At 71.5% G+C, this 21,568-nt stretch carries 23 protein-coding genes; 11 read left to right on the plus strand and 12 right to left on the minus strand.

The genetic code is table 11. The features are described 5' to 3' along the window. The first annotated feature begins 65 nt into the window (after positions 1-65). The gene (locus ACIBQX_RS00890) at positions 66-1,271 is read left to right on the plus strand and encodes a Cmx/CmrA family chloramphenicol efflux MFS transporter (RefSeq protein WP_396999279.1); all 1,206 of its coding nucleotides are present in this window, start codon (positions 66-68) and stop codon (positions 1,269-1,271) included. Here ACIBQX_RS00890 and ACIBQX_RS00895 read toward each other — a convergent pair. From ACIBQX_RS00895 to ACIBQX_RS00905, 3 genes are all read right to left on the minus strand, one after another. Further along, on the minus strand, positions 1,232-1,906 hold the full coding sequence (locus ACIBQX_RS00895; protein WP_396999280.1) for a class I SAM-dependent methyltransferase: 675 nt from the start codon (positions 1,904-1,906) through the stop codon (positions 1,232-1,234). The two genes, ACIBQX_RS00890 and ACIBQX_RS00895, sit on opposite strands and share 40 nt — an antisense overlap. Positions 1,907-2,002: 96 nt before the next feature. After that, on the minus strand, positions 2,003-2,683 hold the full coding sequence (locus ACIBQX_RS00900; RefSeq protein WP_396999281.1) for a hypothetical protein: 681 nt from the start codon (positions 2,681-2,683) through the stop codon (positions 2,003-2,005). Between the two features lie 92 nt (positions 2,684-2,775). Continuing rightward, a complete protein-coding gene (locus ACIBQX_RS00905) occupies positions 2,776-3,180 on the minus strand; it encodes a MerR family transcriptional regulator (protein WP_396999282.1) in 405 nt (134 codons plus the stop codon). A gap of 74 nt (positions 3,181-3,254) precedes the next feature. Between ACIBQX_RS00905 and ACIBQX_RS00910 the strand changes: the two genes are divergently transcribed. Then, a complete protein-coding gene (locus tag ACIBQX_RS00910; protein WP_396999283.1) occupies positions 3,255-4,202 on the plus strand; it encodes an NAD(P)/FAD-dependent oxidoreductase in 948 nt (315 codons plus the stop codon). Between the two features lie 284 nt (positions 4,203-4,486). Here ACIBQX_RS00910 and ACIBQX_RS00915 read toward each other — a convergent pair whose 3' ends face one another. Then, complete coding sequence (locus tag ACIBQX_RS00915) at positions 4,487-4,657, minus strand: hypothetical protein (RefSeq protein WP_396999284.1); 171 nt, start codon at positions 4,655-4,657, stop codon at positions 4,487-4,489. Between the two features lie 1,204 nt (positions 4,658-5,861). On the opposite strand from ACIBQX_RS00915, the gene ACIBQX_RS00920 reads away from it, so the two are divergent. From ACIBQX_RS00920 to ligA, 6 genes are all read left to right on the plus strand, one after another. Next, the gene (locus tag ACIBQX_RS00920; RefSeq protein ID WP_396999285.1) at positions 5,862-6,053 is read left to right on the plus strand and encodes a hypothetical protein; all 192 of its coding nucleotides are present in this window, start codon (positions 5,862-5,864) and stop codon (positions 6,051-6,053) included. Next, entirely contained in the window at positions 6,053-6,652 is a 600-nt protein-coding gene (locus tag ACIBQX_RS00925) for a hypothetical protein (RefSeq protein WP_396999286.1), read from the plus strand. Before ACIBQX_RS00920 ends, ACIBQX_RS00925 begins: the two co-directional genes overlap by 1 nt. A gap of 498 nt (positions 6,653-7,150) precedes the next feature. Then, the gene (locus ACIBQX_RS00930; protein ID WP_396999287.1) at positions 7,151-7,381 is read left to right on the plus strand and encodes a hypothetical protein; all 231 of its coding nucleotides are present in this window, start codon (positions 7,151-7,153) and stop codon (positions 7,379-7,381) included. 191 nt (positions 7,382-7,572) lie between these two features. Beyond that, positions 7,573-8,505 carry a PLP-dependent cysteine synthase family protein gene (locus ACIBQX_RS00935; protein WP_396999288.1) on the plus strand — a complete coding sequence of 311 codons (933 nt, stop codon included), beginning with the start codon at positions 7,573-7,575 and terminating at the stop codon, positions 8,503-8,505. Between the two features lie 183 nt (positions 8,506-8,688). Next, positions 8,689-8,907, plus strand: coding sequence for a DUF4326 domain-containing protein (locus tag ACIBQX_RS00940; protein WP_396999289.1), 219 nt, complete (start codon positions 8,689-8,691; stop codon positions 8,905-8,907). A 191-nt stretch (positions 8,908-9,098) separates the two neighbouring features. After that, entirely contained in the window at positions 9,099-11,240 is a 2,142-nt protein-coding gene (gene ligA, locus ACIBQX_RS00945; protein ID WP_396999290.1) for an NAD-dependent DNA ligase LigA, read from the plus strand. A gap of 127 nt (positions 11,241-11,367) precedes the next feature. Here ligA and ACIBQX_RS00950 read toward each other — a convergent pair whose 3' ends face one another. From ACIBQX_RS00950 to ACIBQX_RS00960, 3 genes are read right to left on the minus strand one after another with little or no spacing between them, the layout of a single operon-like run. Next, entirely contained in the window at positions 11,368-12,477 is a 1,110-nt protein-coding gene (locus ACIBQX_RS00950; protein ID WP_396999291.1) for a DUF917 domain-containing protein, read from the minus strand. Further along, positions 12,462-14,144, minus strand: coding sequence for a hydantoinase/oxoprolinase N-terminal domain-containing protein (locus ACIBQX_RS00955; protein ID WP_396999292.1), 1,683 nt, complete (start codon positions 14,142-14,144; stop codon positions 12,462-12,464). Before ACIBQX_RS00955 ends, ACIBQX_RS00950 begins: the two co-directional genes overlap by 16 nt. Before the next feature lie 15 nt (positions 14,145-14,159). Then, positions 14,160-15,473: a purine-cytosine permease family protein gene (locus tag ACIBQX_RS00960; RefSeq protein WP_396999293.1), complete on the minus strand. Its 1,314-nt coding sequence runs from the start codon at positions 15,471-15,473 to the stop codon at positions 14,160-14,162. Positions 15,474-15,781: 308 nt separating this feature from the next. Between ACIBQX_RS00960 and ACIBQX_RS00965 the strand changes: the two genes are divergently transcribed. The 3 genes from ACIBQX_RS00965 to ACIBQX_RS00975 all read left to right on the plus strand — a co-directional run bounded on the left by ACIBQX_RS00965 (position 15,782) and on the right by ACIBQX_RS00975 (position 17,907). Further along, entirely contained in the window at positions 15,782-16,120 is a 339-nt protein-coding gene (locus tag ACIBQX_RS00965) for a hypothetical protein (protein WP_396999294.1), read from the plus strand. Positions 16,121-16,270: 150 nt separating this feature from the next. Further along, entirely contained in the window at positions 16,271-17,074 is an 804-nt protein-coding gene (locus ACIBQX_RS00970) for a TetR/AcrR family transcriptional regulator (protein ID WP_396999295.1), read from the plus strand. Positions 17,075-17,250: 176 nt separating this feature from the next. Then, positions 17,251-17,907, plus strand: coding sequence for a class I SAM-dependent methyltransferase (locus ACIBQX_RS00975; RefSeq protein WP_396999296.1), 657 nt, complete (start codon positions 17,251-17,253; stop codon positions 17,905-17,907). Here ACIBQX_RS00975 and ACIBQX_RS00980 read toward each other — a convergent pair. The 5 genes from ACIBQX_RS00980 to ACIBQX_RS01000 form a co-directional block, all read right to left on the minus strand. After that, a complete protein-coding gene (locus tag ACIBQX_RS00980; RefSeq protein ID WP_396999297.1) occupies positions 17,898-18,620 on the minus strand; it encodes an SRPBCC domain-containing protein in 723 nt (240 codons plus the stop codon). The two genes, ACIBQX_RS00975 and ACIBQX_RS00980, sit on opposite strands and share 10 nt — an antisense overlap. 1 nt (position 18,621) lies before the next feature. Further along, entirely contained in the window at positions 18,622-19,221 is a 600-nt protein-coding gene (locus ACIBQX_RS00985; RefSeq protein ID WP_396999298.1) for an ArsR/SmtB family transcription factor, read from the minus strand. A gap of 32 nt (positions 19,222-19,253) precedes the next feature. Then, positions 19,254-20,486: an RNA polymerase sigma factor gene (locus ACIBQX_RS00990; RefSeq protein ID WP_396999299.1), complete on the minus strand. Its 1,233-nt coding sequence runs from the start codon at positions 20,484-20,486 to the stop codon at positions 19,254-19,256. Between the two features lies 1 nt (position 20,487). After that, positions 20,488-20,838 (minus strand): YciI family protein, encoded by a 351-nt coding sequence (locus ACIBQX_RS00995; protein ID WP_396999300.1) that lies wholly within the window; start codon positions 20,836-20,838, stop codon positions 20,488-20,490. Between the two features lie 64 nt (positions 20,839-20,902). Next, positions 20,903-21,460: a DUF6624 domain-containing protein gene (locus tag ACIBQX_RS01000; protein ID WP_396999301.1), complete on the minus strand. Its 558-nt coding sequence runs from the start codon at positions 21,458-21,460 to the stop codon at positions 20,903-20,905. Between the last annotated feature and the right edge of the window lie 108 nt (positions 21,461-21,568).

The following is a 21,568-nucleotide window of genomic DNA, read 5'->3' on the forward strand; positions in this document are numbered from 1 at the left end:
CACACCGGCTTCCGGTTTTTCGCTGTCCTCATTATGTACTGATCTATCCAAAACTTGGAGTCCTGATGCCACCGGCCGTCTACATCCTGGGCTTGGCGATCTTCGCCCAGGGGACCTCCGAACTCATGCTCGCCGGACTGCTTCCCGAGATGGCCGCCGACCTCGGCGTGTCCGTGCCCGACGCGGGGCTGCTGATCTCCGCGTTCGCCGTCGGGATGCTGGTGGGCGCGCCGGTGCTGGCCGTGGTCACGTTGCGCCGGCCGCGCCGTACGACATTGCTGGCGTTCATGGCGGTGTTCGCCGTCACGCACGTGATCGGCGCGCTGACTCCCGACTACGGGACGCTGCTGGCCACGCGAGTGGCCGGCGCGTTCGTGTACGCGGGGTTCTGGGCGGTGGCGACGGTCACCGCGGTCGGTCTCGTTCCGGCGGACGCCCGCGGCCGGGCGATGAGCGTCGTGACGGGCGGGCTCACCGTGGCCACCACGCTCGGGCTGCCCGCGGGCACGCTGCTCGGGCAGACCCTGGACTGGCGGGCCGCGTTCTGGGCGGTGGCGGGACTGTCCGCGCTCGCCGCAGTCGGCGTGCTGGCCACCGTCCCCGGCGGCCGTCCCGCACAGCGCGTCTCCTCCCTGCGCGACGAGCTGCGCGCCATGGCCGCTCCCCGGCTCTGGCTCGCCTACGGCACCACCGCGCTGTCCACGGCGGCGATGCTGGTCACCTTCAGTTATCTGAGCGCGATGCTGGTCGAGGCCACGGGGCTCGCGCCCGCATGGGTGCCCGGCGTCCTGGCGCTGTACGGCGCGGGCTCGCTGATCGGCATCACCATCGGCGGGCGCACCGCCGACGCCCGCCCCTTCGGCTCCCTGTACGCCGGCCTGGCGGGGGTGACGGTGATCTCGGGGGCGCTGGCCATGACCGCGGGCGTCCCGTGGCTGGCCGTACCGCTGATCTTCCTGCTGGGCGCGTTCGGGTTCGGCATCAACCCCGCGCTGAACACCCGGGTGTTCACGCTGGCCCAGGACGCACCGACGTTCGCCGCCTCGGTCAATGTCTCGGCCTTCAACGTCGGCATCACCGTCGGCCCCTGGCTGGGCGGGCTGGCGATCGGCGCCGGCCACGGCTACCCGCCGGTAGCCTGGATCGGTGCCGGGCTCGGCGTGGCGGCGCTGGGGACGGTCGTGCTGGCCTCGGCCCTGCGCCGGCGGGCCCTCGCCGCGCCTCCACCGGCTCAGCCGGTCGCCGAACCCGCCGCCTGGCCGGGAGCCTGATAGACCGAGACGGCGAACGGCCGGTGCGCCGAGGTCTCCACGAACTCGCTCACCCGCGACACCCTCGCACTGGCGTCGACGAAGCGGTGCAGCCTCCTCGCCTCCGGCCAGGGGTGCACCAGCACCAGGACTCCGCCGGGGGCGAGCAGGCCGGTCAGCTGGGCACTGGCCAGGCGCAGCCGGTCACCGCGGCCGATGTAGTAGAGCGTCTCGGAGCAGAACACCAGGTCGTAGCGGTGCTCGGGGGCGAAGGTGAGCAGGTCGGCCGAGACCAGCAGTGTCCGGCCGGCGGCCTCCGCGACCCGCTCGCCGGCCCGCCGCAGGGCCCGCTCGGAGATGTCCACCGCCGTGACGTGGGCATCCGGGTGGGCCCGGACGAGCTGCTGGGTGAAGACGCCCTCGCTGCAACCCATCTCCAGGATGCGCCGGTAGGGGTGGGCGGGGACCTGGGCGAGGGTGGCGGCGTACTTGGCCTGCTCGTAGGCGTCCGTGCCCATGTTCCACGGGTCGGGGCGACGGTGCCACCAGTCGAAGTAGCGGCGCAGCAGGGCTCCCTGCCCCCGCGAGGAGAGCAGGGAGAGCGTCCTGAAGAAAGTGCGGTGCATCTTGTCGGCCAGCTCTTTCACGGCTGTCATGCTGCCCCTGCCGCTCGCGGGACACTGGCGCGCGCAGATTCCATTGTTCAATCCTGCATGACGTCGATCCAGCGCGCGCGGACCCGTTCGGCGCGTTCAGCCGAAGGTGACGCGGCCCGCGCCGGAGATCGCGCCGGTGCCGCGCATGGCACAGGCGAGCACGCTGTCAGCGGACGTGATGCCGCCGCGTGATCGCCGGCCCGCCAGTGGGCCGCTGGTCACCGTGCCGGTCAGCAGCCCGCCGCCCGCGCTGCGGTCCGCCAGGTCACCGCCCCGGGTGCGCAGCTTGGAGCTGCCGATCGGGCGGCCCGCCGCGTTGTACCAGGTGATGGTGGCGACGCCGCGCAGCCCTCGGGCTCCCGCGCAGGAGGCCTGGCCGGTGGCGCGCAGGGTGATCCAGGCGGACCGGAGCCGGGGGCGCGAGCCGTGACAGCCGCTCAGCCACAGGGCGCCGCGCACGGTGACCTGGCCCGGCATCAGCGTGAGCGCCGGCACGAACGTCGGCGGGCTGCCGGGCGGTGTGCCGACGTCGCAGGCCAGCGTGACGGCGCGGGGCGCGGCCGGAAGGAGGGCCATGGTGCGAGGCTGAGCCGGAGCGGCGGTGAGGAAGGTGGCGGTCTGCGGACGGGCGGGAACGCCGGTGAGGAAGGTGGCGGCGTGCGGCCGGGCTGGAACGCCGGCGAGGGAGGTGGCGGTCTGCGGACGGGCTGGAACGGCGGTGAGGCTCAGCGCGGCCATGACCCCTGCTGCGGCAGCGCCGATCGACGTGACGTTCATGAGACCCCCCGACAGTGCGTGATGCGTGCATCACATTCTGTAGCAGCCACGGGAGCGGCGGGAGGAATATGAGTGAGCTTCTGGGCGGCCGGTCAGGCGCAGGGCCCCTCTTCGCACATTTGCCGAAATTTCTGGCATTGGGTGAAATCGGGCTCCGAGCAGCCCAGCGCGTGCTCGATGAGCCGCTTGGACAGCTCGATCTGCCCTATCCGCCACTCCAGCTCCGCCTTGTGCCGCTCAAGCAGGGCGCGCCGTTCCTCCGGGCGATGGGCCTGCAGGATGTCGCGCAGCTGCTCGAGGCTGAGCCCGGCCGCCTTCCCGCGCACGATCAGCGTCATGCGTGACAGGTCGTCCCCGGTGTAGCGGCGTCGCCCGTTCGCCTGCCTGACCGGGGTCAGCAGGCCCATCGTCTCCCAGTGCCGCAGCACGTGAGTGGCCAGGCCGAAGCGCGCCGCCAGCTCTCCGATGGTCATCTCGGCCGCCGCGCTTGACTTCATGTTGACATTAACTTGCAGAGTTGGAGCCGTTGTCAAGGCCGGGCGCGCGTCCCGGTCCGTACAAGGGAGACGGCATGCAAGACGTGATCATCATCGGTGGCGGCCCGGCGGGTCTCTCGGCGGCCCTGATGCTCGGCCGCGCGCACCGCGAGGTGCTGCTCGTCGACTCCGACGAGGGCCGCAACGCCCCGGCCGAGGCGGTGCACAACTTCCTCACCCGCGACGGGACACCTCCCGAGCGGGTACGCGCCCTCGCCCGCGAGCAGCTGGCGGCCTACCCTGCGGTCCGCTTCCTGGACGGCGTCGTCACCGGCGTCCGCCGCCTGCCGGAGGGCGGCTTCGAGCTCGGCGATGACGGCGGGGGCGTCGTCGCGACGGGACGCAGGCTGCTGCTGGCCACCGGCCTGGCCGACCGGCTGCCCGCGATCACCGGGCTGGAGCCGCTCTGGGGCCGGTCGGCCTTCCACTGCCCCTACTGCCACGGGTACGAGGTCACGGGCCGGCGGGTCGCCGTCATCGGGGCGGGACCCGACCGGGTGCGGCTCGCCCTGCAGCTGAGCCGCTTCACCCCCGACGTGGTGCTGTGCACCGGCGGCCTCCCGCTGGACGGACCCGGCCGCGACCTGCTCGCGGCAGCCGATGTCCCGGTGCGCTGCGAGCCCATCGCCCGGCTGGAGGGCGAGGGCGGCAGGCTTGGCCACATCGTCTTCGAGGGCGCCCGGCCGCTGGCGCGCGACGCGCTGTTCGTCAGGACCACGCCCCGGCAGCGCTCGGATCTCGCCGGGAAGCTGGGGTGCCGCACGTTCCCCGATGCCACGGTCGAGATCGACGAGTTCGGCCGTACCAGCGAGGAGGGCGTGTACGCGGCCGGGGACATGGCGCGGCGGGCCACGCTCCCGATGCCGCTCGCGGCCGTGATCGCCGCCGCGGCCGGCGGCACGGTGGCGGGCGGCATGATCGACCAGGACCTGCTCAGCGAGGACTTCGCGCTGCCGCGGCCGTTCCCGGCGGGAGCGGCCTGATGGCCCGCCCCGACGTCGCCGCGCCCGGCGCCGGGAGGTCGGCCTCAACGTCCCGCTCGCCGTGGCCGGGCTGATGCTGGGTGTGCCGAGGTCCGTGCTGGACCAGACGGTGGCGTCCATCGCGCTGCCGGACATCGCCGCCGACCTGGGCGGCGCTGCCCGGCGAGCGTGTCACGTCGCCCCCTGTCTGGTGGGGTCCAGCGGGGGGCGACGTCATGATCAGGTGGTACCGGGCGACGGTGAGCGATCCCGGCGGGAGCTCCCTTGGTCAGCTGGTTGAGACTTCACCGGTTGTCGTCTGCGCCGTCGCCGTGGTCGCCGTGGTCGTCGTTTGCGGGGGTTCCGGCGGGCGGGCCGAGGAGCTTGCCGCCCGGAGTCTGGACGCTGCTGTGAACGGTGTCGTCTTGGACATCGGCCGAGGCGGGGGTGACTAGGCCGAGTAGGCCACCTGCCATGACAGCGATGATGACCGGACGCGCGACGTTACTCATAGCGATCCTTTCGTTACTGGTGGAGTCAGGGAGATGGTTTCGCATCACGTCCGCCACTCACAGTAGCAGCATAGCTACTTAAAGCTATCGAAGCGGCTTGACCGGTTCAGGAGCGGTCGCATGCCACCGCCCCTGGCCGGCTCTCGCCCAGTCTGCTCAGACACGATCCAGGCCTCACTTCGCGGCCGCGCGACGAGGCCTGGATCGGGCCCGCGCACACCGGGCAGGAGCTGGTCAGGGCAGCGGTCATGGCCTGGCCTTCCGACGGATCAAGGGGGAGCCGGGGGAGTTGCGTCGTCCGGCGCCGACCGGCGCCGCCGCGACGGAACGCCTGGGGACGCGCTGGGCCGGCCAGGCGGTCATGGGCCGTCGGTGCGGCTCGATCGTTGCACGTCAGAGGCGTGTTCCGGACGGCGCAGAGGCTGGGGTTTCGGCGGCGGGAGGGTGGTGCTGAGATGCGGCCGAATCGGCACAGAACATAACCCCCTGCGCTGACCCGCGGCTATGCCACCGCGGAAACCGGACAGAGTTGAAGTTCTGACTGGTCGGCGCTAGTTGGCGACTGGGGACACCTTCGGGAGGAGGACGCCCGATTGCGTGTACCTGGTGGCACGAGTGTTACCGACACCCCGTCCTCCGTCGCCCACCGCAGTCGCCTCCAACCGGCGCGCATGAGCCGACCGAGACTCCCGACCGGTAACCGCATAGCTTCTGGACCCGCCGAACTGCCGGCCTCCAAGAGCCGGTAGGTGGGTCGGGCCCGCTGTTGGCGCAGCGGGCCCCCTTCATGTCGAGGTGTTCCGTGGTCGAGGCGGATTCCCCGGACTTCATCGCAAGATCGCCCACACACAGATTGTTGAACGATGCTTGCGTCTCCCACCATTGAACCCGGCCAGGTGGACGCGGACATAAGCCTGCGCCAGTTCCGTACGAGACCGAACGTGGCAGGAACGACATCGAGCGTTTCCGAACACCGCCGAACACCCGCGCACGCCTACGCCCCCGCGCGCGGACGAATGCACGCTCCATCCCGAAAGAGCCCTGGCGGCGTCGGTGAAAATGGAGCCAGCGCCCTTGATCCTGGCTGGTTGGCGCCGGTCCGGGATCATCGATCCTGCGGGCGTGTTCCGTGGTCGATGTCCTTTCTTGGAAAGGCAGGTAGTCCCCGATGCTCTCCATCCGACTCCGATCCCCGCGCGCGGGGATCGGCATCCTCATCATCGTGATCATCTTCATGCTGACGCTGCTCCGTCTCGGCTACCCACCCGAGACCGTGCTGCTGATCGTGGCCGGCGCCGGCGCCGTCGCGGTCAAGGCCGCCCGGCACCTGGCCCCGCCCGCCGTGGCAAGGGAGGCCTGATGGGACGGGCCCCTGCCAACGTCGTCCAGGCCGCACAGCGTCTGCAGGAACTGCTCGGCCAGAACGCCCAGGTCACCGTCCAGCTCCCCCCGCATGCCGTCGGCGACAGATCGTCGTGGTTCACCTCGCCCACCGGTGCGCACACGAGCGTGACATTCTCCTCGAGCTCCCCGCCCGAGGTCACCGGCTCCCCGGCGGCCTCCGGCCCGGCCCAGGCGCCCGGCGGCGCGATCGCCGACCTGGACGGCTACGACGACCTCAAACCGGATCCGCTCACCGCCCGCACCGCCGCCGACTTCGTGGAGCGGATGAAGGACTACCGCATCTGGGCCGGCGAGCCCAGCTACCGTGAACTGGCCCGCCGTTCCGGTAAAGCCTTCGGTGCCAGCAGTCTGTGCGAGGCGCTCAACTCCACCCGCCTGCCCGCGGAGAAACTGGTCCGTGCCTTCATCTGGGCCTGCTCGCACTCCGAGCATGACATCCAGGTATGGGTGACCGCCTGGCGGCACCTGCGTCTGCGCCACAAACGCGTCCAAGGCGAAGTCCTCGCCCCCGTCACCGAACTGGCCAGCCACGACCAGCGCCGCAAGACCGGATAGAACACCCCGGACCTCACCCACGGTAGGAGGGCCAGGACACCGCCCTGGCCCTCCCCTACCCGGCCCTCCGCTCGGGTCGGTGCCATAGGCCGCAAAGTAGGGGCGTATCCCGAGGTCACGGCGTCGCACCGGTGCCTGCCGGAATCCACTCACCGAACCGTTCACCGACGTTGATTCTCGACACGAGTTCTCGACGTTCATCACCTGTGACCTTGCGGTTTCCGGCGGGAGTGTCGGCAGACGGCCGTTTACCGACGCTGACGAGCGATTACATAGAGCTACTTTGCGCTTCATGGCACCGACCCGAGCGCCGGGCCTACTCGGGGGCCGTCTACTGCGGCGAGTCCTGCCGTCAGGGCGCGCACCGCGCCCGTGACAGCGCCCGTGACAGCGCCGCCCGCGCCCTGCAGGCACTTGCCACCTGCGACGCCGCCTCACAGTCGACGTCGACCAGCTCGCCCACCCGACCGCCAACTCACCACCCTCCACACCACCGCGATGGTGGTCGGCACACCGACGGCCGCCGACAGCGAGCCACACAGCGACGCAATCGGCCACCTGGCCGATCGCACGGTGGTGGGCCCATCGAGCGGCTGGGAAGCGCAGGTCGCCGAGCTCGCCCGCCGCACCACATCGGTGGCCATCGCCGGCGCCGCCCGCAGTCACCGCTCCACCGCCGCCGACTACCGCCACGCCGCCCGCATCGCCGGCCCTCACCCCGCACCCTGACGGGCCCGCCCACGCCCGCACGCGCGGCCACGCGGGAAGGCGTGCGTTCTAGTGGTCAGATGGTCAAGACTCACCTCATGAGGGCCACGCTCGGTCGAAGACCTCGGTGACCGAGACCTTGAACTGGATGCGGCGTGCGATCGGCCAGACGATCGAAGCGCAGCACGGACGGCGAAAGGAACTAATGGATCATGGACAGTGACAGCAGCGTACTGACGGCGATCGGAAACACGCCGCTGGTGAGACTGCGCAGGGTCGTGCCGGCCGGATGCGCGGAGATCTTCGTCAAGGTGGAGGGCCAGAACCCGACTGGGAGCATGAAGGACCGAATGGCCCAGTCAATGATCGCGAGAGCCGAGGACGATGGGCGGCTAAAGCCCGGTGACACCGTCGTGGAGTACACGGGGGGCAGTACCGGCGCCTCCCTCGCTCTGGTGTGCGCGGCCAAAGGCTACCGTCTGCGGATTGTCAGCTCTGATGCCTTCAGTGAGGACAAGCTGATCCAAATGGCGGCGCTCGGCGCGGAGCTCACCCTCGTACCCAGCGAGAACGGGCTGATCACCAAGGCCCTCATCCAAGGCATGATCGAAACCGCCCGGGAGTTCAGCCGGCAACCGCGCACGTACTGGACCGATCAGCTGAACAATGCTGACAGCATCGTCGGCTACTACCCCATGGGCGAGGAGATTTGGCAGCAGACTGGGGGACGAGTCGATGCATTCGTCCACTCGATCGGGACGACGGCCTCACTTCGCGGAGCGATGACTCCCCTCAAGCGTCACAATCCAGCGCTTCGAGTCGTCGCGGTAGAACCAGCGGAGTCCGCGGTGCTCTCCGGCGGCCGGCCCGGCGCACACCGCATCGAAGGCATCGGCATCGGCTACCTTCCGCCGATGTGGGATCCCACCCTTCCGGATGACATCGTTCCCATCTCCACCGCCGACGCCGAGGAGATGGCCAGGCGTCTGGCTCGGGAAGAGGGATTGTTCGCCGGGACGTCGTCCGGAGCGAATGTCCTCGCCGCCATCCAGCTCGGGCAGCGGCTGGGGCCGCAGGCCAGGGTCGCGACCCTGCTGGTCGACTCGGGGCTGAAGTACCTCAGCACCAACGTGTACCAACGCTGATCGAGGCTCTTCCTGGGGGTGCCAAACTGGCGACCTCGTAATCAACTGTCGCGTGTTCACGCCTTCAGGGGCCGTCATGGTTACGTGCCGTAGTGGCCAGCGGATGGGCGGGGCCACTGGGCATCAAGCCGGACGACGCCTGCTTCCTAGCTCTTCCGGCATCACCTGGTCGAACACCCCGAGGTGGTCGAGCAGGCCCGGCGCGAACTCGCTGGGAAGGATCTGGCCTGTTGGTGCCGCCCCGGCGACCCGTGCCATGGAGACGTCTGGCTCGACGTCCTCGACGAGGTCGAGCTGCACGGCGCGGCCGCCGGCTCCGCGAGAATGGGGCCTGTGACACTGGGCGAGAGGGGTCCGGCACGCCGTAGGAGTAAGAGGAGAACGAGCTCGACGCATTCCTGACGACATGGGAAGCCCAGCATGCCCCAGCCCGCTACGACGTCCCCGGCGACCCGGGGAGTAGCGGACCCTCGGCATGGCCGCGCTGGTGGCCTTCCTGCCCGCCGAGACGACACCGAGCCGCAGGTGAGGGCTTTACCGTGGGCGCGGCGGGCGGTACGGAAATTGTCGGTGGGACCCGGCACGATAGGACCATGACTGACGCGCCCCCCATCACCGTCCTGCCCGACCACGCCGCCTACGTGGCGGCGGTGCAACTGGCGGTGGACGCCAACGCGGCCTATTACGGCGCGGGCGAGTCGTCGCTGGACGACGACTCCTACGACCGGTTGTTCCGCGGCATCCAGGCCTACGAGGCCGAGCACCCCGACGAGGTGGTGCCCGACTCCCCCACCAGCAAGGTGGCCGGTGGTGCGGTGGTCGGCGACGTCCCGCACACAGTGCCCATGCTCAGCCTGGACAACGTGTTCTCCGCCGAGGCGCTGGTCAAGTGGGTGGCCGGCCTGGAGCGCCGCCTCGGCCGCCCCGTCGAGACCTACAGCGTGGAGCCCAAGCTCGACGGCCTGGCCATCTCGGCCCGCTATCACGGGGGAAGGCTGGTCCAGCTCGTCACCCGGGGCGACGGCGCGGCGGGCGAGGACGTCTCGCACGGCATCGGCACCATCGTGGGGCTGCCGCTCGAGCTGGCCGAGCCGGTGACCGTGGAGATCCGCGGCGAGGTGCTGATGACCAATGAGCAGTTCAAGGACGCCTGCGCCAAGCGGGAGGCGCACGACGGCACGACGTTCGCCAACCCGCGCAGCGCCTCGGCGGGCACCCTGCGCGCCAAGGACCGGCCCTACGTCTGCGAGCTGACCTTCTTCGGCTACGGCGCGCTGCCGCTGCCGCCGGACGACGACTCCGAGCTCGCCACCCGGCTGCGCGAGCTGCCGCACAGCGAGGTCATGCGGCTGGTCGCCGAGCTCGGCGTGGCCACCACAGCGGCGACCCCCGTCGCCGGCATCGTGGCCACCTCGGTCGAGCGGATCCAGGAGCGCATCGGCGAGCTGGCCGCCGCCAGGCCGGAGCTGCCGTTCGGCATCGACGGCATCGTGATCAAGGCCGACAGCGCGGCCGACCAGGCTGAGGCCGGGTTCGGCACCCGGGTGCCGCGCTGGGCGATCGCCTACAAGCTGCCCGCCACCGAGAAGATCACCAAGCTGCTGGGGGTGGAGTGGGGCGTCGGCCGCACCGGCATCATCGCCCCGCGGGCCAGGCTGAAGGAGGTCGAGCTCGACGGCAGCAAGGTCAACTACGCCACCCTGCACAACCCTGCCGACATCGCCCGACGCGGGCTCATGCTCGGCGATTCCGTCATGGTGCACAAGGCCGGCGACGTGATCCCACGGGTGGAGGCGCCCGTGGTGCATCTGCGGACGGGTGAGGAGACCGAGATCCCCATCCCCGAGGTCTGCCCCAACTGCGGCGGTGAGATCGACAAGTCGCAGGAGAGGTGGCGCTGCGTGCAGGGCCGCGCCTGCAAGGCCGTCGCCTCCATCCTCTACGCGGCCGGCCGCGACCAGCTCGACATCGAGACGCTGGCGGAGAGCCGCATCGTGCAGATGCTGGACGCCGGGCTCATCGTGGACTTCGCCGACCTGTTCACCCTCGACCGGGAGCAGGTCCTCGGCCTGGACCGGATGGGCGAGACCAGCACCGACAAGCTGCTGGCGGCCATCGAGCAGGCCAAGAGCAGGCCGCTGAGCCGGGTGTTCTGCGCGCTCGGCGTGCGGGGCACGGGGCGGTCGATGTCCCGCCGGATGGCGCGGCACTTCGGCACCATGGACGCCATCCTCGCGGCCGACTCCGAGGCCATCCAGGTCGTCGACGGCATGGGCAAGGAGAAGGCGACGCTCCTGCTGGCCGAGCTGGAGGAGCTGCGGCCGCTGATCGCCAAGCTGATCGCCGCCGGCGTCAACATGACCGAGCCGGGCGTCACCGCGCCCGGCGCCGTCGCCGTCGACGGTGCGAAGGACGCCGCCGGGGTGGTCGCCGCCGAGGGGGTCATCGGTGAGGGGGACGCTGTCCTGACGAGCGCGGTCGCCGAGTTGCCGCTCACCGGGAAGACGGTCGTGGTCACGGGCTCCATGACGGGCAAGCTGGCCGAGCTGTCCCGCAACGAGATGAACGAGCTGATCGAGCGGGCCGGCGGCAAGTCGTCCTCCAGCGTCTCGGCCAAAACGAGCCTGCTGGTGGCAGGCGAGAAGGCGGGCTCCAAGCGCACCAAGGCCGAGTCCCTGGGCGTGGAGATCATCACCCCGGACGAGTTCGCCACCGAGGTCGCCGCCTTCCTCTGACGCACGCGTGAAGGCCTCTGACGCACACGTGAAGGCCTCTGCGCACACGTGAAGGTCCCCGCCGAGGCAGGGCCGGGCCGGGGTGACATCAGAAGGTCGGGGCAGATGGTCGGGGCAGGTGGTGGCGTCAGGTGGTGGCGGGCGCGGTGAGGTGTTCCACGGGGATGTAGGGGTCGGGGAGGCCGAAGGCCGCGGGGCCGAAGCAGTCGAGGGCGTCCGGGGTGCGCATGAGAGCCGGGGTGGAGATGGCGAACACCGTCAGGCGCTGGCCGTACGCCAGGGCCTCGGTCGTCACCGGGGTGCCCGTCTCGGTGTTGAGGGTGCAGATCAGGTCGGGGACGATGGCCGCCACCCGGCCGCCGCGCCTGGCGACGAGGTGCTCGTTCTGGAAGGTGATCTCCAGCTGGTCGCGCGGGTCCTCCAGGTCGGCGAGGGTGACGTGGCCGCGGGCGAAGCCGTCCACGGTCTTGCGGTCCACGTCCGTCACCTTGCCTCTGAACAGGACCAGGCCGTGCCGGTAGAGGGTGCCGGACAGGGCGGCGGCCAGGGCCTGGAAGGGGTCGGCGTGCTCGGCGCGGGCCTGCCGGAGCGCGGCGCCGAGGCGGCGGGCGAGAGTGAGGGTGCCGGGCACCGCGGTGCGGCGGACGGTGGCGGCGTCCATCGGATAGTCGCTGATGTAGGAGGCGCCGCCCATCTGGATGGTCATCGCGCGGGCCAGCCATTCCATGCGGCGGTTGTCGGTGGCGTTGATGATGCCCGTGTCGCCGTGGTCGGAGGCGATGGCCATGGGCGAGCCGGAGACGCCGTAGACCGCGAAGGTCTCCATCTGCAGCTCGGGGAAGGCGCGGCCCATGCCGTCGGCGTCCACGACCGGCAGGCCGAGCTGCGCGCCGAGCAGGAGCGGCATCATGCTGTTGAGGCCGCCGCACTCGATCGGCATGGTGGCGGCGGCGGTCCGGCCGAGGTGGGCTTCGAGGGCGCGCAGGGCGGCGATGTTGCCCGCGCCCGACGGGAGCTTCTCGATGAAGACGGTGGGAGCGCCCATCATCGCCGACGGGATGACCAGGGCGTCGTCGGGCAGCTCGGCGGCGTCGATGATGGTGACGGTGCGGCCGGCCTTGAGCTGCTGTTCGACGAGGAGGCGGCCGATGTAGGGGTCACCTCCCCCGCCGGTGCCGAGGACCGCCGCGCCTTCGGCCAGGTCGCGCAGTCCTTCGAGGGTCAGGGCGTAACCCACTGGGGCTCCTCCTCCGTGCGGGTGTGGCGGGCGAGGTCGAGGTCGCCGACCGCTTTGACGCGGATCCGTACGGCATTGCCCGGCAGGTAGCCGACGTGGACCTCGTCGATCTCGACCACCTCGACGGTGTCGGGGGCGGCGCCGGCCGCGACCGCGCGTTCGACGGCCTCCGTGCGCGCCTGGTCGAGGACGTCCTCGCGGGTGTGCGTGGCGGTGATCGCGAACAGCCGGTCGACGTCGCCGCCGATCTGGCCGATGGCGGCGCCGATCGCGTTGGCGACCGCGTGGTGTTCCGGGCGGTGCACGGAGGGGATGCCGGGCAGTTCCGGAGGCATGAGCACGCTGCCGCCTCCGACGACGATGACGGGCAGCGGAGCGGCGGACACCCGCATCCGTTCGACCAGGTCGGCGACGCGGGCGGCCATCCAGGCGATGCCGCGGCGGACCAGGTCGGGGTCGAGGTGGCGGACGTACGCGGGATCGCCGATGTCGGCCAGCCCGGCCGCGACGGCGAGGTCGGTGGCCGTCAGCACGGAGCCGCCGAAGACGAGCGCCTGCTCGGTGAGCTGATAGCCCACGGACTGCGGACCGACCTCCAGCCCGTCCCGGCCGGTGGGCCCGTCAGCGCCACCGTGCCTGTTCCTGCCCCAGCCGTGCCGCCCGCCGGGGCCGTCCTCGGTGCCCGCCCTGGTTCCCAGGGCGTGGGTGACGCGGCTGCCGCCGCCGAGGCCGATGGACAGCACGTCGGGCATGCGGAAGTTGGTGCGGACGCCGCCGATGTCCACCTCGCCGGTGGCGGCTCTCGGGTAGCCGCCGGTGAGTACGCCCACGTCGGTGGTGGTGCCGCCGATGTCGACCACGGCGCAGTCCGCCCGGTCGGCGAGGAACGCCGCGCCGCGCATGCTGTTGGTGGGGCCGGAGGCGAAGGTGGCGACGGGATAGCGGCGGCAGTGGCCGGCGTCCATGAGCGTGCCGTCGTTCTGTGACAGGAACAGCGGCGCCGCCACGCCCACGGTGCGCAGCGCCTGCTCGAACGCCTCGACGATGTCGTCGGCGAGGTCGCGCAGGCAGGCGTTGACGACGGTGGCGTTCTCCCGCTCCACCAGGCCGAGGCGGCCGATCTGGTGGGACAGGCTGATGTGCAGGTGCGGGAGTTCGGCGCGCAGGATGGCGGCGGCCCGCTCCTCGAGCTCGGTGTTGACCGGCGAGAACACCGAGGAGACGGCGACGCTGCGGGCGCCGCTCGCCTCGATGGCGGCGGCGACCCGTTTGAGCTGCTCGGGGTCCAGCGGGGAGATGGGGCGGCCGTCGAACTCGTGGCCGCCGTCGCACAGGTGGACGCTGGGCCGGATCGCGGTCAGCAGCCGGTGAGGCCAGTCCACGAGTGGCGGCAGCGCGGCGGTGGCGGGCAGGGCGAGCCGCACGACGGCGGTGGGGGCGAGGCCGCGGCCGGTGACGAGGGCGTTGGTGAAGTGGGTGGTGCCGATCATCACGGCCGTGATGCGGGCGCGGTCGACCCGGCCGGCGGCGAGCAGCCGCCGCAGCGCGGTGACGACGCCGCCGGTGACGTCGTGCGTGGTCGCGGTCTTGATCTCGGCTACGACGGTGGTCTGGTCCATGAGGACGGCGTCGGTGTGGGTCCCGCCCACGTCGATCCCTACGCGCACTGGTGCTCCCGCTGATCAGGTGGTACGTGGCTTCGCGCTCAGCCTGCCGATGACCGCGTAGAGGACGAACGCCGCCACCAGGGCGTTGAGGGCGGGGATGCCCCAGGCCACGAAGTGGCCGATGAGGGCGGCGGCCGGCCAGGCGACGAGCGCGGCGGGCACCCAGCCGGGCGCCGAGGCGGGCAGTTCGCCGCGGGCCCGGGATTCCGCCAGGTCGGCCCGCCATCGGCGGACCACGTAGTACTCGGCGATCAGGATGCCGGCGATGGGCGGCACGGCGACGCCGAGCAGGACGAGGAAGCCCACCAGGTGGTCGGCGATGCCCAGGGCGGCGAGGGCGGTGCCGAGCACGCCGAGCACGATCGTGACCTTGGCGCGGCTGACGCGGAGGCCGAAGGCGGTGTCCAGGGCGTTGGTGACGCCGAGGGAGGAGGAGTAGAGGTTCCAGTCGTTGACCTTGAGGGTGGCGGTGACCAGCACGATGGTGCCGACCACGCCGGAGGTGGTGGTGACGATGGCGACCACGTCCCCGGTGCGCAGCGCGTGCGCGAGCAGGACGCCGACGAGCGCGAGGACGTACTCGCCGAGGGTGATGCCGACGATCGTCTGCTTGACGACGTCGGCGGCGCTCCGGTTGAACCGGCACATGTCCGGGCTGATCGTCGCGCCGACGATGAATCCGCCCGCCACCAGGGTCGCCCCCTGGGCCAGGCTGATGACGGGGCCGGGTGGGGCGGAGGCGATGAGCTCGCCGAGCGGCTGCTTGGCCAGCTCGACGGCGATGGCCCAGCCGGCCAGGGCGAGGAAGGCGGGCACGGTGATCCACGCCGTCCAGGCCATGCCGGCGAATCCGTGCACCACGATGGCGGTGATGACCAGGCCGCCGGCCACCGCCCAGACCCACACGGGCGGGCCGCCGAGCAGGGCGGCCAGGCCCTGCCCGAGCACGGCGGACTGGACGCCGAACCAGCCGAGCAGGCTGACCGCGAGAACGACGCCGACGAGGCCGGAGCCGTAGCGGCCGAACCCGGCCCAGCGGGCCAGGAGGGTGGTGGACATCCCTTCGCGCATCCCGGCCACGCCGACGGCGATGGCGGCGAGCTCCAGGATGGCGGCTCCGATGGTGATGGCGAGCACGGCGTCCCAGAAGGTCATGCCCATGCCGAGGGTGGCGCCTAACAGGAACTGGGACAGGGCGCTGAGCAGGCCGAATCGTTGTACGGCCACGGTGGCCCAGCCGTAGCGGGCGTCGGGGGGCACGCGCTGGAGCGCGTAGTCGTCGCGGACGATTCCCTCATCGGACAACGCGGCGTCAGCCGGTTTCGTCATGCGGGCTCCTGTGACGCTGACGGGGGTGTGCTTGCGACGTTAGGTCGGTTCGCGATCTATGGAAAGGGTCGGGGGCCACTCCGTTGCGGCCGGCCCTCCCCCGCCGGGCTGACCCTCCTCAGGGTTGATTACTCACTGTTACCGAAAAGGGGGCGAGAAAAGATGATCTCGCGCTGAGAAGGGGTCTAAGTAGGCCTCTGACCAGGAGTGATACAAGTTCGCCCGGTCAGGTGTGGCGCAACTCCGCAGGGGGGAGACACGAATACGTATAGTGACGAATGGTCGTCACTTCGTGATCAGGGGGGATCATGAAAGGTAGTTTTATCGCCGCTGGCGGGGTGCTGCTGGCCGCCGCTGCCATGGCTACGACCATGGTGGGTACAGCCGTCGCCGACGACGACAAGCGGGCGTCGCTCTGCGTCCTGGACGCCTCTCAGGACGCGACCTGGCTCCGCATCGACCGCCACTCGGTCACCGCGGGCACGCGGGACGCCGACGCCTGCAAGGGCCGGGTGGTCTTCAAGGACGATGACGACAAGGACGACGACAAGGACGACAAGGACGACGAGAAGGACGAGAAGGACGACGACGGTCGCCACCACCACTACGGCTGGCAGCAGCCGGGCTGGTGGGGCCTGGACGGCTGACGCTCCCCGGGGCCGGTCCTGAACCACACGGGTTCCAGGACCGGCCCCGGCCTGTGTTCGGGCGGCGCCGAACCGCAGACCGGGCGGGGAACCCGCTGATAGCCTTAGGGCGTAAAGAGATGTCTCGGGCACGCCGCGAGGAGCCGCACGTTGGTCGTCTACGCCGGACAGGGCGACGCACGCCGTTCGATGGCCCTGCTCTGGCGGGCCGAGGCCGCCTCGGAGAAGCGGACCGGCCCGGGGCCCAAGCCCGGGCTGAGCGTGGACGTGATCGTGGACGCGGCCATCGCCGTCGCCGACGGCGAGGGCATGGCGGCGCTGTCCATGCGCAGAGTCGGCGAGCGGCTCGGCCGCAGCGGCATGGCGCTCTACACCTACGTGCCCAGCAAGAGCGAGCTGGTCGACCTCATGTACGACCGCGCCCTGGCCGAGCTGCCCGCCACGTACGACCTGCGGGACGGCTGGCGGGCGGCCGTGACCGCGTGGGCCGAGCGGACCCGGGCCTTCTACCTGCGCCACCCTTGGGTGCTGCAGGTCTCGCAGGCGCGGCCCGTGCTGGGGCCGAACGAGTTCGCGGTGATCGAGGCGTTGGTGCGGATCCTGCGCGAGACGGGTCTCGACGCGCGCACCCTGCGGGGCGTCGTCGCGCTGCTGCACGACTTCGTGCGCGGGTCGGCCCGGACGGTCACGGAGTCGCGGCAGGCGCCGGCGGCGACCGGCGTGGCCGACGAGGAGTGGTGGCACGCGCGCGCGGCCCTGCTGGAGGAGGTCGCGCCCGGGTTCGCCGGCCGCTACCCGATGGTGACCTGGCTCGAGACCCAGGCGGCCACTCCCCCGCCGGACGAGCACGCCTCCTACCTGGAGGGCAAGGCGGGCGCGGCGTTCGCCACCGGGCTCACCGTCCTGCTCACCGGCGTCGAGGCCACCATGACCGCCACCACCTCCACCCCCTGACTCGGCCGCCTCCCCCGGTATCCAGTCCGCCCCCGGCACGGCCGCCTCTCCCTGCTCCGTGACGCGGCCACTCGGCCCTCGTGACCGGCACACCATGTCCAAGCTCTGGCCGTACGTTCCCTACGCCGTTGGCGGAAACGCTGGCCGGCGGTGTGGGCTCGTGGTCGTTTGGAGGGGTGAAGGCCGCTTATGACGAGATCGCCGACTGGTACGAGCACGAGTTCCTTCCCCAGGGTGACCCGCTGGGTCTGCAGCGGGTGCTGCGCGACCTGCTGGGCGAGGGGAGGGGCCCCTGCCTGGAGATCGGTTGCGGCACCGGCGTGCACGCGGCGCTGGTCCGAGAGCTCGGCTGGACGCCGGCGGGCGTCGACCTGTCCGCCGGGATGCTGCGCCACGCCCGGGGCCGCCTGCCGGCCGTACGCGGCGACGCCGGGCGGCTGCCGGTGCGCGACGCGCGGCTGCCCGCGGTGATCGCGATGATGACGCACACCGACATGCCCCGCTACCCGGCGGTGCTGCGCGAGGTGGCCAGGGTGCTGCGGCCCGGCGGGATGTTCGTGCACGTCGGCGTGCATCCGTGCTTCTGCGGCGGCTTCGCCGACCGGACGGATCCCGAGGAGGTGCTGATCCGGCCCGGCTATCTCGACGGCCACTGGACGAAGAAGTCCTGGACAGACCGGGGCGTTCGCGACAAGGTGGGCGCCAGCCATTGGCCGGTCCAGGATCTGCTGCACGCGTTCCTGGAGGCGGGGCTGGTCCTGGAGCGGTTCGCCGAGACCGGCGGGTCCGTGCCGGTCGTGCTGGCGATCAGAGCCCGCAAACCTCAGCCGTAGAGCCGCTGGAGCCAGGCCTGCCAGGCGGGGCCCTGGTCTCCGGTGTCGCCGAACAGGTGGTGGGAGGCGATCATCATGCCGCCCATCCCCTGCAGGATCCTGTAGAGGGCGTCCCCGGAGCGCACCCCGAGGGTCTGGGCGCCGATGTGGTACACGACTCCCTCGACGGGGGCGAGCCCGTCGGGCGCGAAGCGCACCTTGTCGCCCACCGAAGGATGCCCGAGCTCGGCGTACAGGGTCTCCCAGGCGCGCGGCCAGTCGGTGACGGGCGGGCCGAACTCCGTGAGCGGGGTGGCGGTCCGGCCCGCGAAGTGGTCGAGGTACGCCACCAGGGTGGCGAAGAACAGCGCCAGGCCCCCGGTCATCGCCTCGAACTCGGTCTCCCAGTCGTCGCCCGGCAGGAAGCCGCTGGTCACCATGCGCACGGTGGTGCTCGCCTGGTCGCGGCCCTCGATGAGGAACTCGTAGGCGACGAACCGCCCGTCCTCGGCCGTGCCGCTGGTGTGCGCGAAGCGGCGCTGCGGCTCGGCGGCGGTCACGGTGGACGCGGGCAGGTCCATGCCGCCGAAGGCGGTGCTGACGACGCCCTGCGCCACCTCGTTGCGGCCCATGAACCACGAGTCGATGCCGGGGCCGGTGGAGATGGCCGCCCACACCTCCTCGGGGCTCGCCTCGACCAGGGCCTCCTGGGGCAGCTCGAACTCGTGGCCCACCTCAGTGCTCCTTCGTCACGGCTGGGTGCACGGCGGGGTGCACGGCGATCACCAGGCGGTGGTCCCGGCCGCCCTCGGCGCCCTCGTCGTGGTATTTGCTCACCAGGGAGGTGACGGCGCCGGCCAGCTCCTCGGCGAAGGCGGCGCGGTCGGCCGCTGAGGCGAAGCGGATCTCACCGTCGATGGCGAAGGTGGCCACCCGCTTGCGGGCCTCGGCCGCGCCGGTGACCAGCGAGCCGACGTCGCGGACGAGCTGCGCGGCCAGGGCCAGCAGCCAGCGGGCCGACAGCCGGTCGGGGGATCTGGCGGGGTCGGGCTGCACCGAGGCCAGCGCCGTCGGCGAGATCACGAACGACGCGGCCGTGGCCTGCATGACCCGCTCGGTGACGTTGCCCTTCTTACGCTCTTCGACGAGCTCGACCAGGCCGTGCCGCTCCAGTGTCCGGAGGTGGTAGTTGACCTTCTGCCTGGCCAGGCCGACCTTGGCGGCCAGGGAGGTGGCCGAGCCGGGCTCGACCAGCTGGGCCAGCAGCTTGGACCGCATGGGGTCGAGCGACGCCTCCGCTGCCGCGGGGTCCTCGATCACAGCCACTTCGTACATGCGCCCAACGATCGCACCGAAAAAATATCTTGTCAAGCCAGCTTCGCGGCCCGCTCCTCCAGGTAACGCCGCTCGGGCAGGCTCGTGGTACGGCGGGCCGCCTCCCGGTAGGCGGTCACGGCGGCCTCGGCCTCCCCAGCCCGTTCCAACAGATGGGCGCGGACGGCGGCGAGCCGGTGGTGATGGGACAGCCGCTCGTCGGCGGCCACCTCGTCGAGCAGGTCCAGCCCGGCCCGAGGGCCGTGCACCATGGCGGCGGCCACCGCCTGGTTGAGCCTGATCACCGGGTTGTCCGCCATGCCCGACAGCACGCCGTACAGCGCCAGAATCTGCCGCCAGTCGGTGTCGGCGTCAGTCGGGGACTCGTCGTGCACCGCCGCGATGGCCGCCTGGAGCTGGTACGGCCCGAGCGGCGAGCCGGACAGCGCGCCGGTGACGAGGGCGACGCCCTCGGCGATGGCGTCGCGGTCCCACAGGCCGCGGTCCTGCTCGGCCAGCGGGATCAGCCGCCCGTCCGCGTCGGTGCGGGCCGGACGGCGGGCCTCGGTGAGCAACATGAGGGCCAGCAGCCCGGCGACCTCTCCGTCGCCGGGAAGCAGCCGGCGCAGGGCCCTGGTCAGCCGGATCGCCTCCCCCGTCAGCTCCGCCCGATGCAGGTCGGGCCCCGAGGTGGCGGTGTAGCCCTCGTTGAAGATCAGATAGAGGACGTGCAGCACCACGCGCAACCGCTCGGCCCGCTCGGGCTCCGGCGGGAGCGTGAACGGCACGCCGGTCGCCTTGATGCGCTGCTTGGCCCGGCTGACCCGCTGCGCCATCGTCGCCTCCGGCACCAGAAAGGCCGCGGCGATCTGCGCCGTCGTCAGCCCGCCCACCGCGCGCAGCGTCAGTGCGAGCTGCGAGGGCTGCGACAGCGCCGGATGGCAGCACAGGAAGAGCAGGGTGAGCGTGTCGTCCTGGTCGGGCAGGCGTTCGTCGCCGGGGGCGGGCGCCACGAACTCGTCGGCCGGCACGCGGGCCGCCGCGCTCTCCTCCCTGCGACGACGCGCCGACTCGCTGCGCACCTGATCGATCAGGCGACGGGTGGCCACCGTGACCAGCCAGGCGCGTGGATTGTCCGGCATGCCCTGCTCGGGCCACTGCACGGCGGCGTCGAGCAGCGCCTCCTGTACGGCGTCCTCACAGGCGTCGAACTGCCCGTGGCGCCGCACCAGCACCCCGAGAACGTGCGGCGCCAGCTCGCGCAGCGCATCCTCGACGGTGCTCACCTCAGGAGACCTCGTCGATGATCGGCCGGACCTCCATGGCGCACAGGCGCGCGTCGGGCCAGCGGGCGGCGATCTCGGTGGCCCGCTCCAGGCTGTCGCACTCGACGATCAGATAGCCGGCCAGAAACTCCTTGGCCTCCAGGAACGGCCCGTCGGTGACCACCGGCACGCCGTCGCGCACCTGGACGGTCCTCGAGGCGGCGGGCTCGGCCAGCGCCTGGCCGCCGGCGAGCTCCCCGGACTCGGTCAGTTCCTTCATCAGCGCGTCGACCTCGGCCATCACGTCGTCGACAGCGTCGGCGATCGCCTGCTGGGAGGCCGGATTGCCATAGATGAGCAGCATGTATTTCATGCCGCACAGCTAACCAGGCAGGCCGCCCGCTCGCGACTCACGGCTCAATCCGGCTCATTCCGGCTCATTCCACGGACTTGAGCTCCTGCAGATACTCCCGCAGCGGCTTGAGCCCGGCCTCCGCACGGCGCTCGTCCACCTGGGCCTCGTTCTCGATGGGGGTGCGCGGCTTCCACTCGCCGTCGGCCGTGGTCTCCCACTGCGTGCCGTAGAGCTGCGGCTTGTGCTCCGCGACCCGCACCCTGTCGACGAGGTAGGCCAGGTCGCCCGGGTCGGCGTCGCCGTCGTCCACCGCCCGGCGCATCAGCTCCAGGCCGCGGCGTTGCAGGTCGAGGTCGAGGTCGGCGTGCTGGATGAGTGCCCAGGCGGCGTGCGCGCCGTCCTCGCCCACCATCGCGCGTCCCGGCCAGCCACGGGTGTCGAGGATCTGCCGCATACGGTCGGTGTTGGCCTTCTCTACCCGGTCCCAGTCGGCCTGGGCGGCGTCGGCGGTCCTGAACCGCTGGTCCTGCTCCAGCATCTCCAGCAGCTCCGCCCGCAGCTTCGGGTCGTCGGGGGCGGCGTCGCCGCAGGCCGGGGTCAGCAGGAGCACGGCGAGAAGAGCGGCGAGCAGCGCGCGCATGAGCGCCCCTTCCTCCGGGACCCGAACATACAACGCCGGCCATCTCCGGCCAATGCGGAAGTGGACCTTCCGCAATGGCTCCTACCGTGGTCGTACGGACCGAGGAGG

It is taken from the genome of Nonomuraea sp. NPDC049714, from assembly GCF_044465295.1.
Classification (GTDB): domain Bacteria; phylum Actinomycetota; class Actinomycetes; order Streptosporangiales; family Streptosporangiaceae; genus Nonomuraea.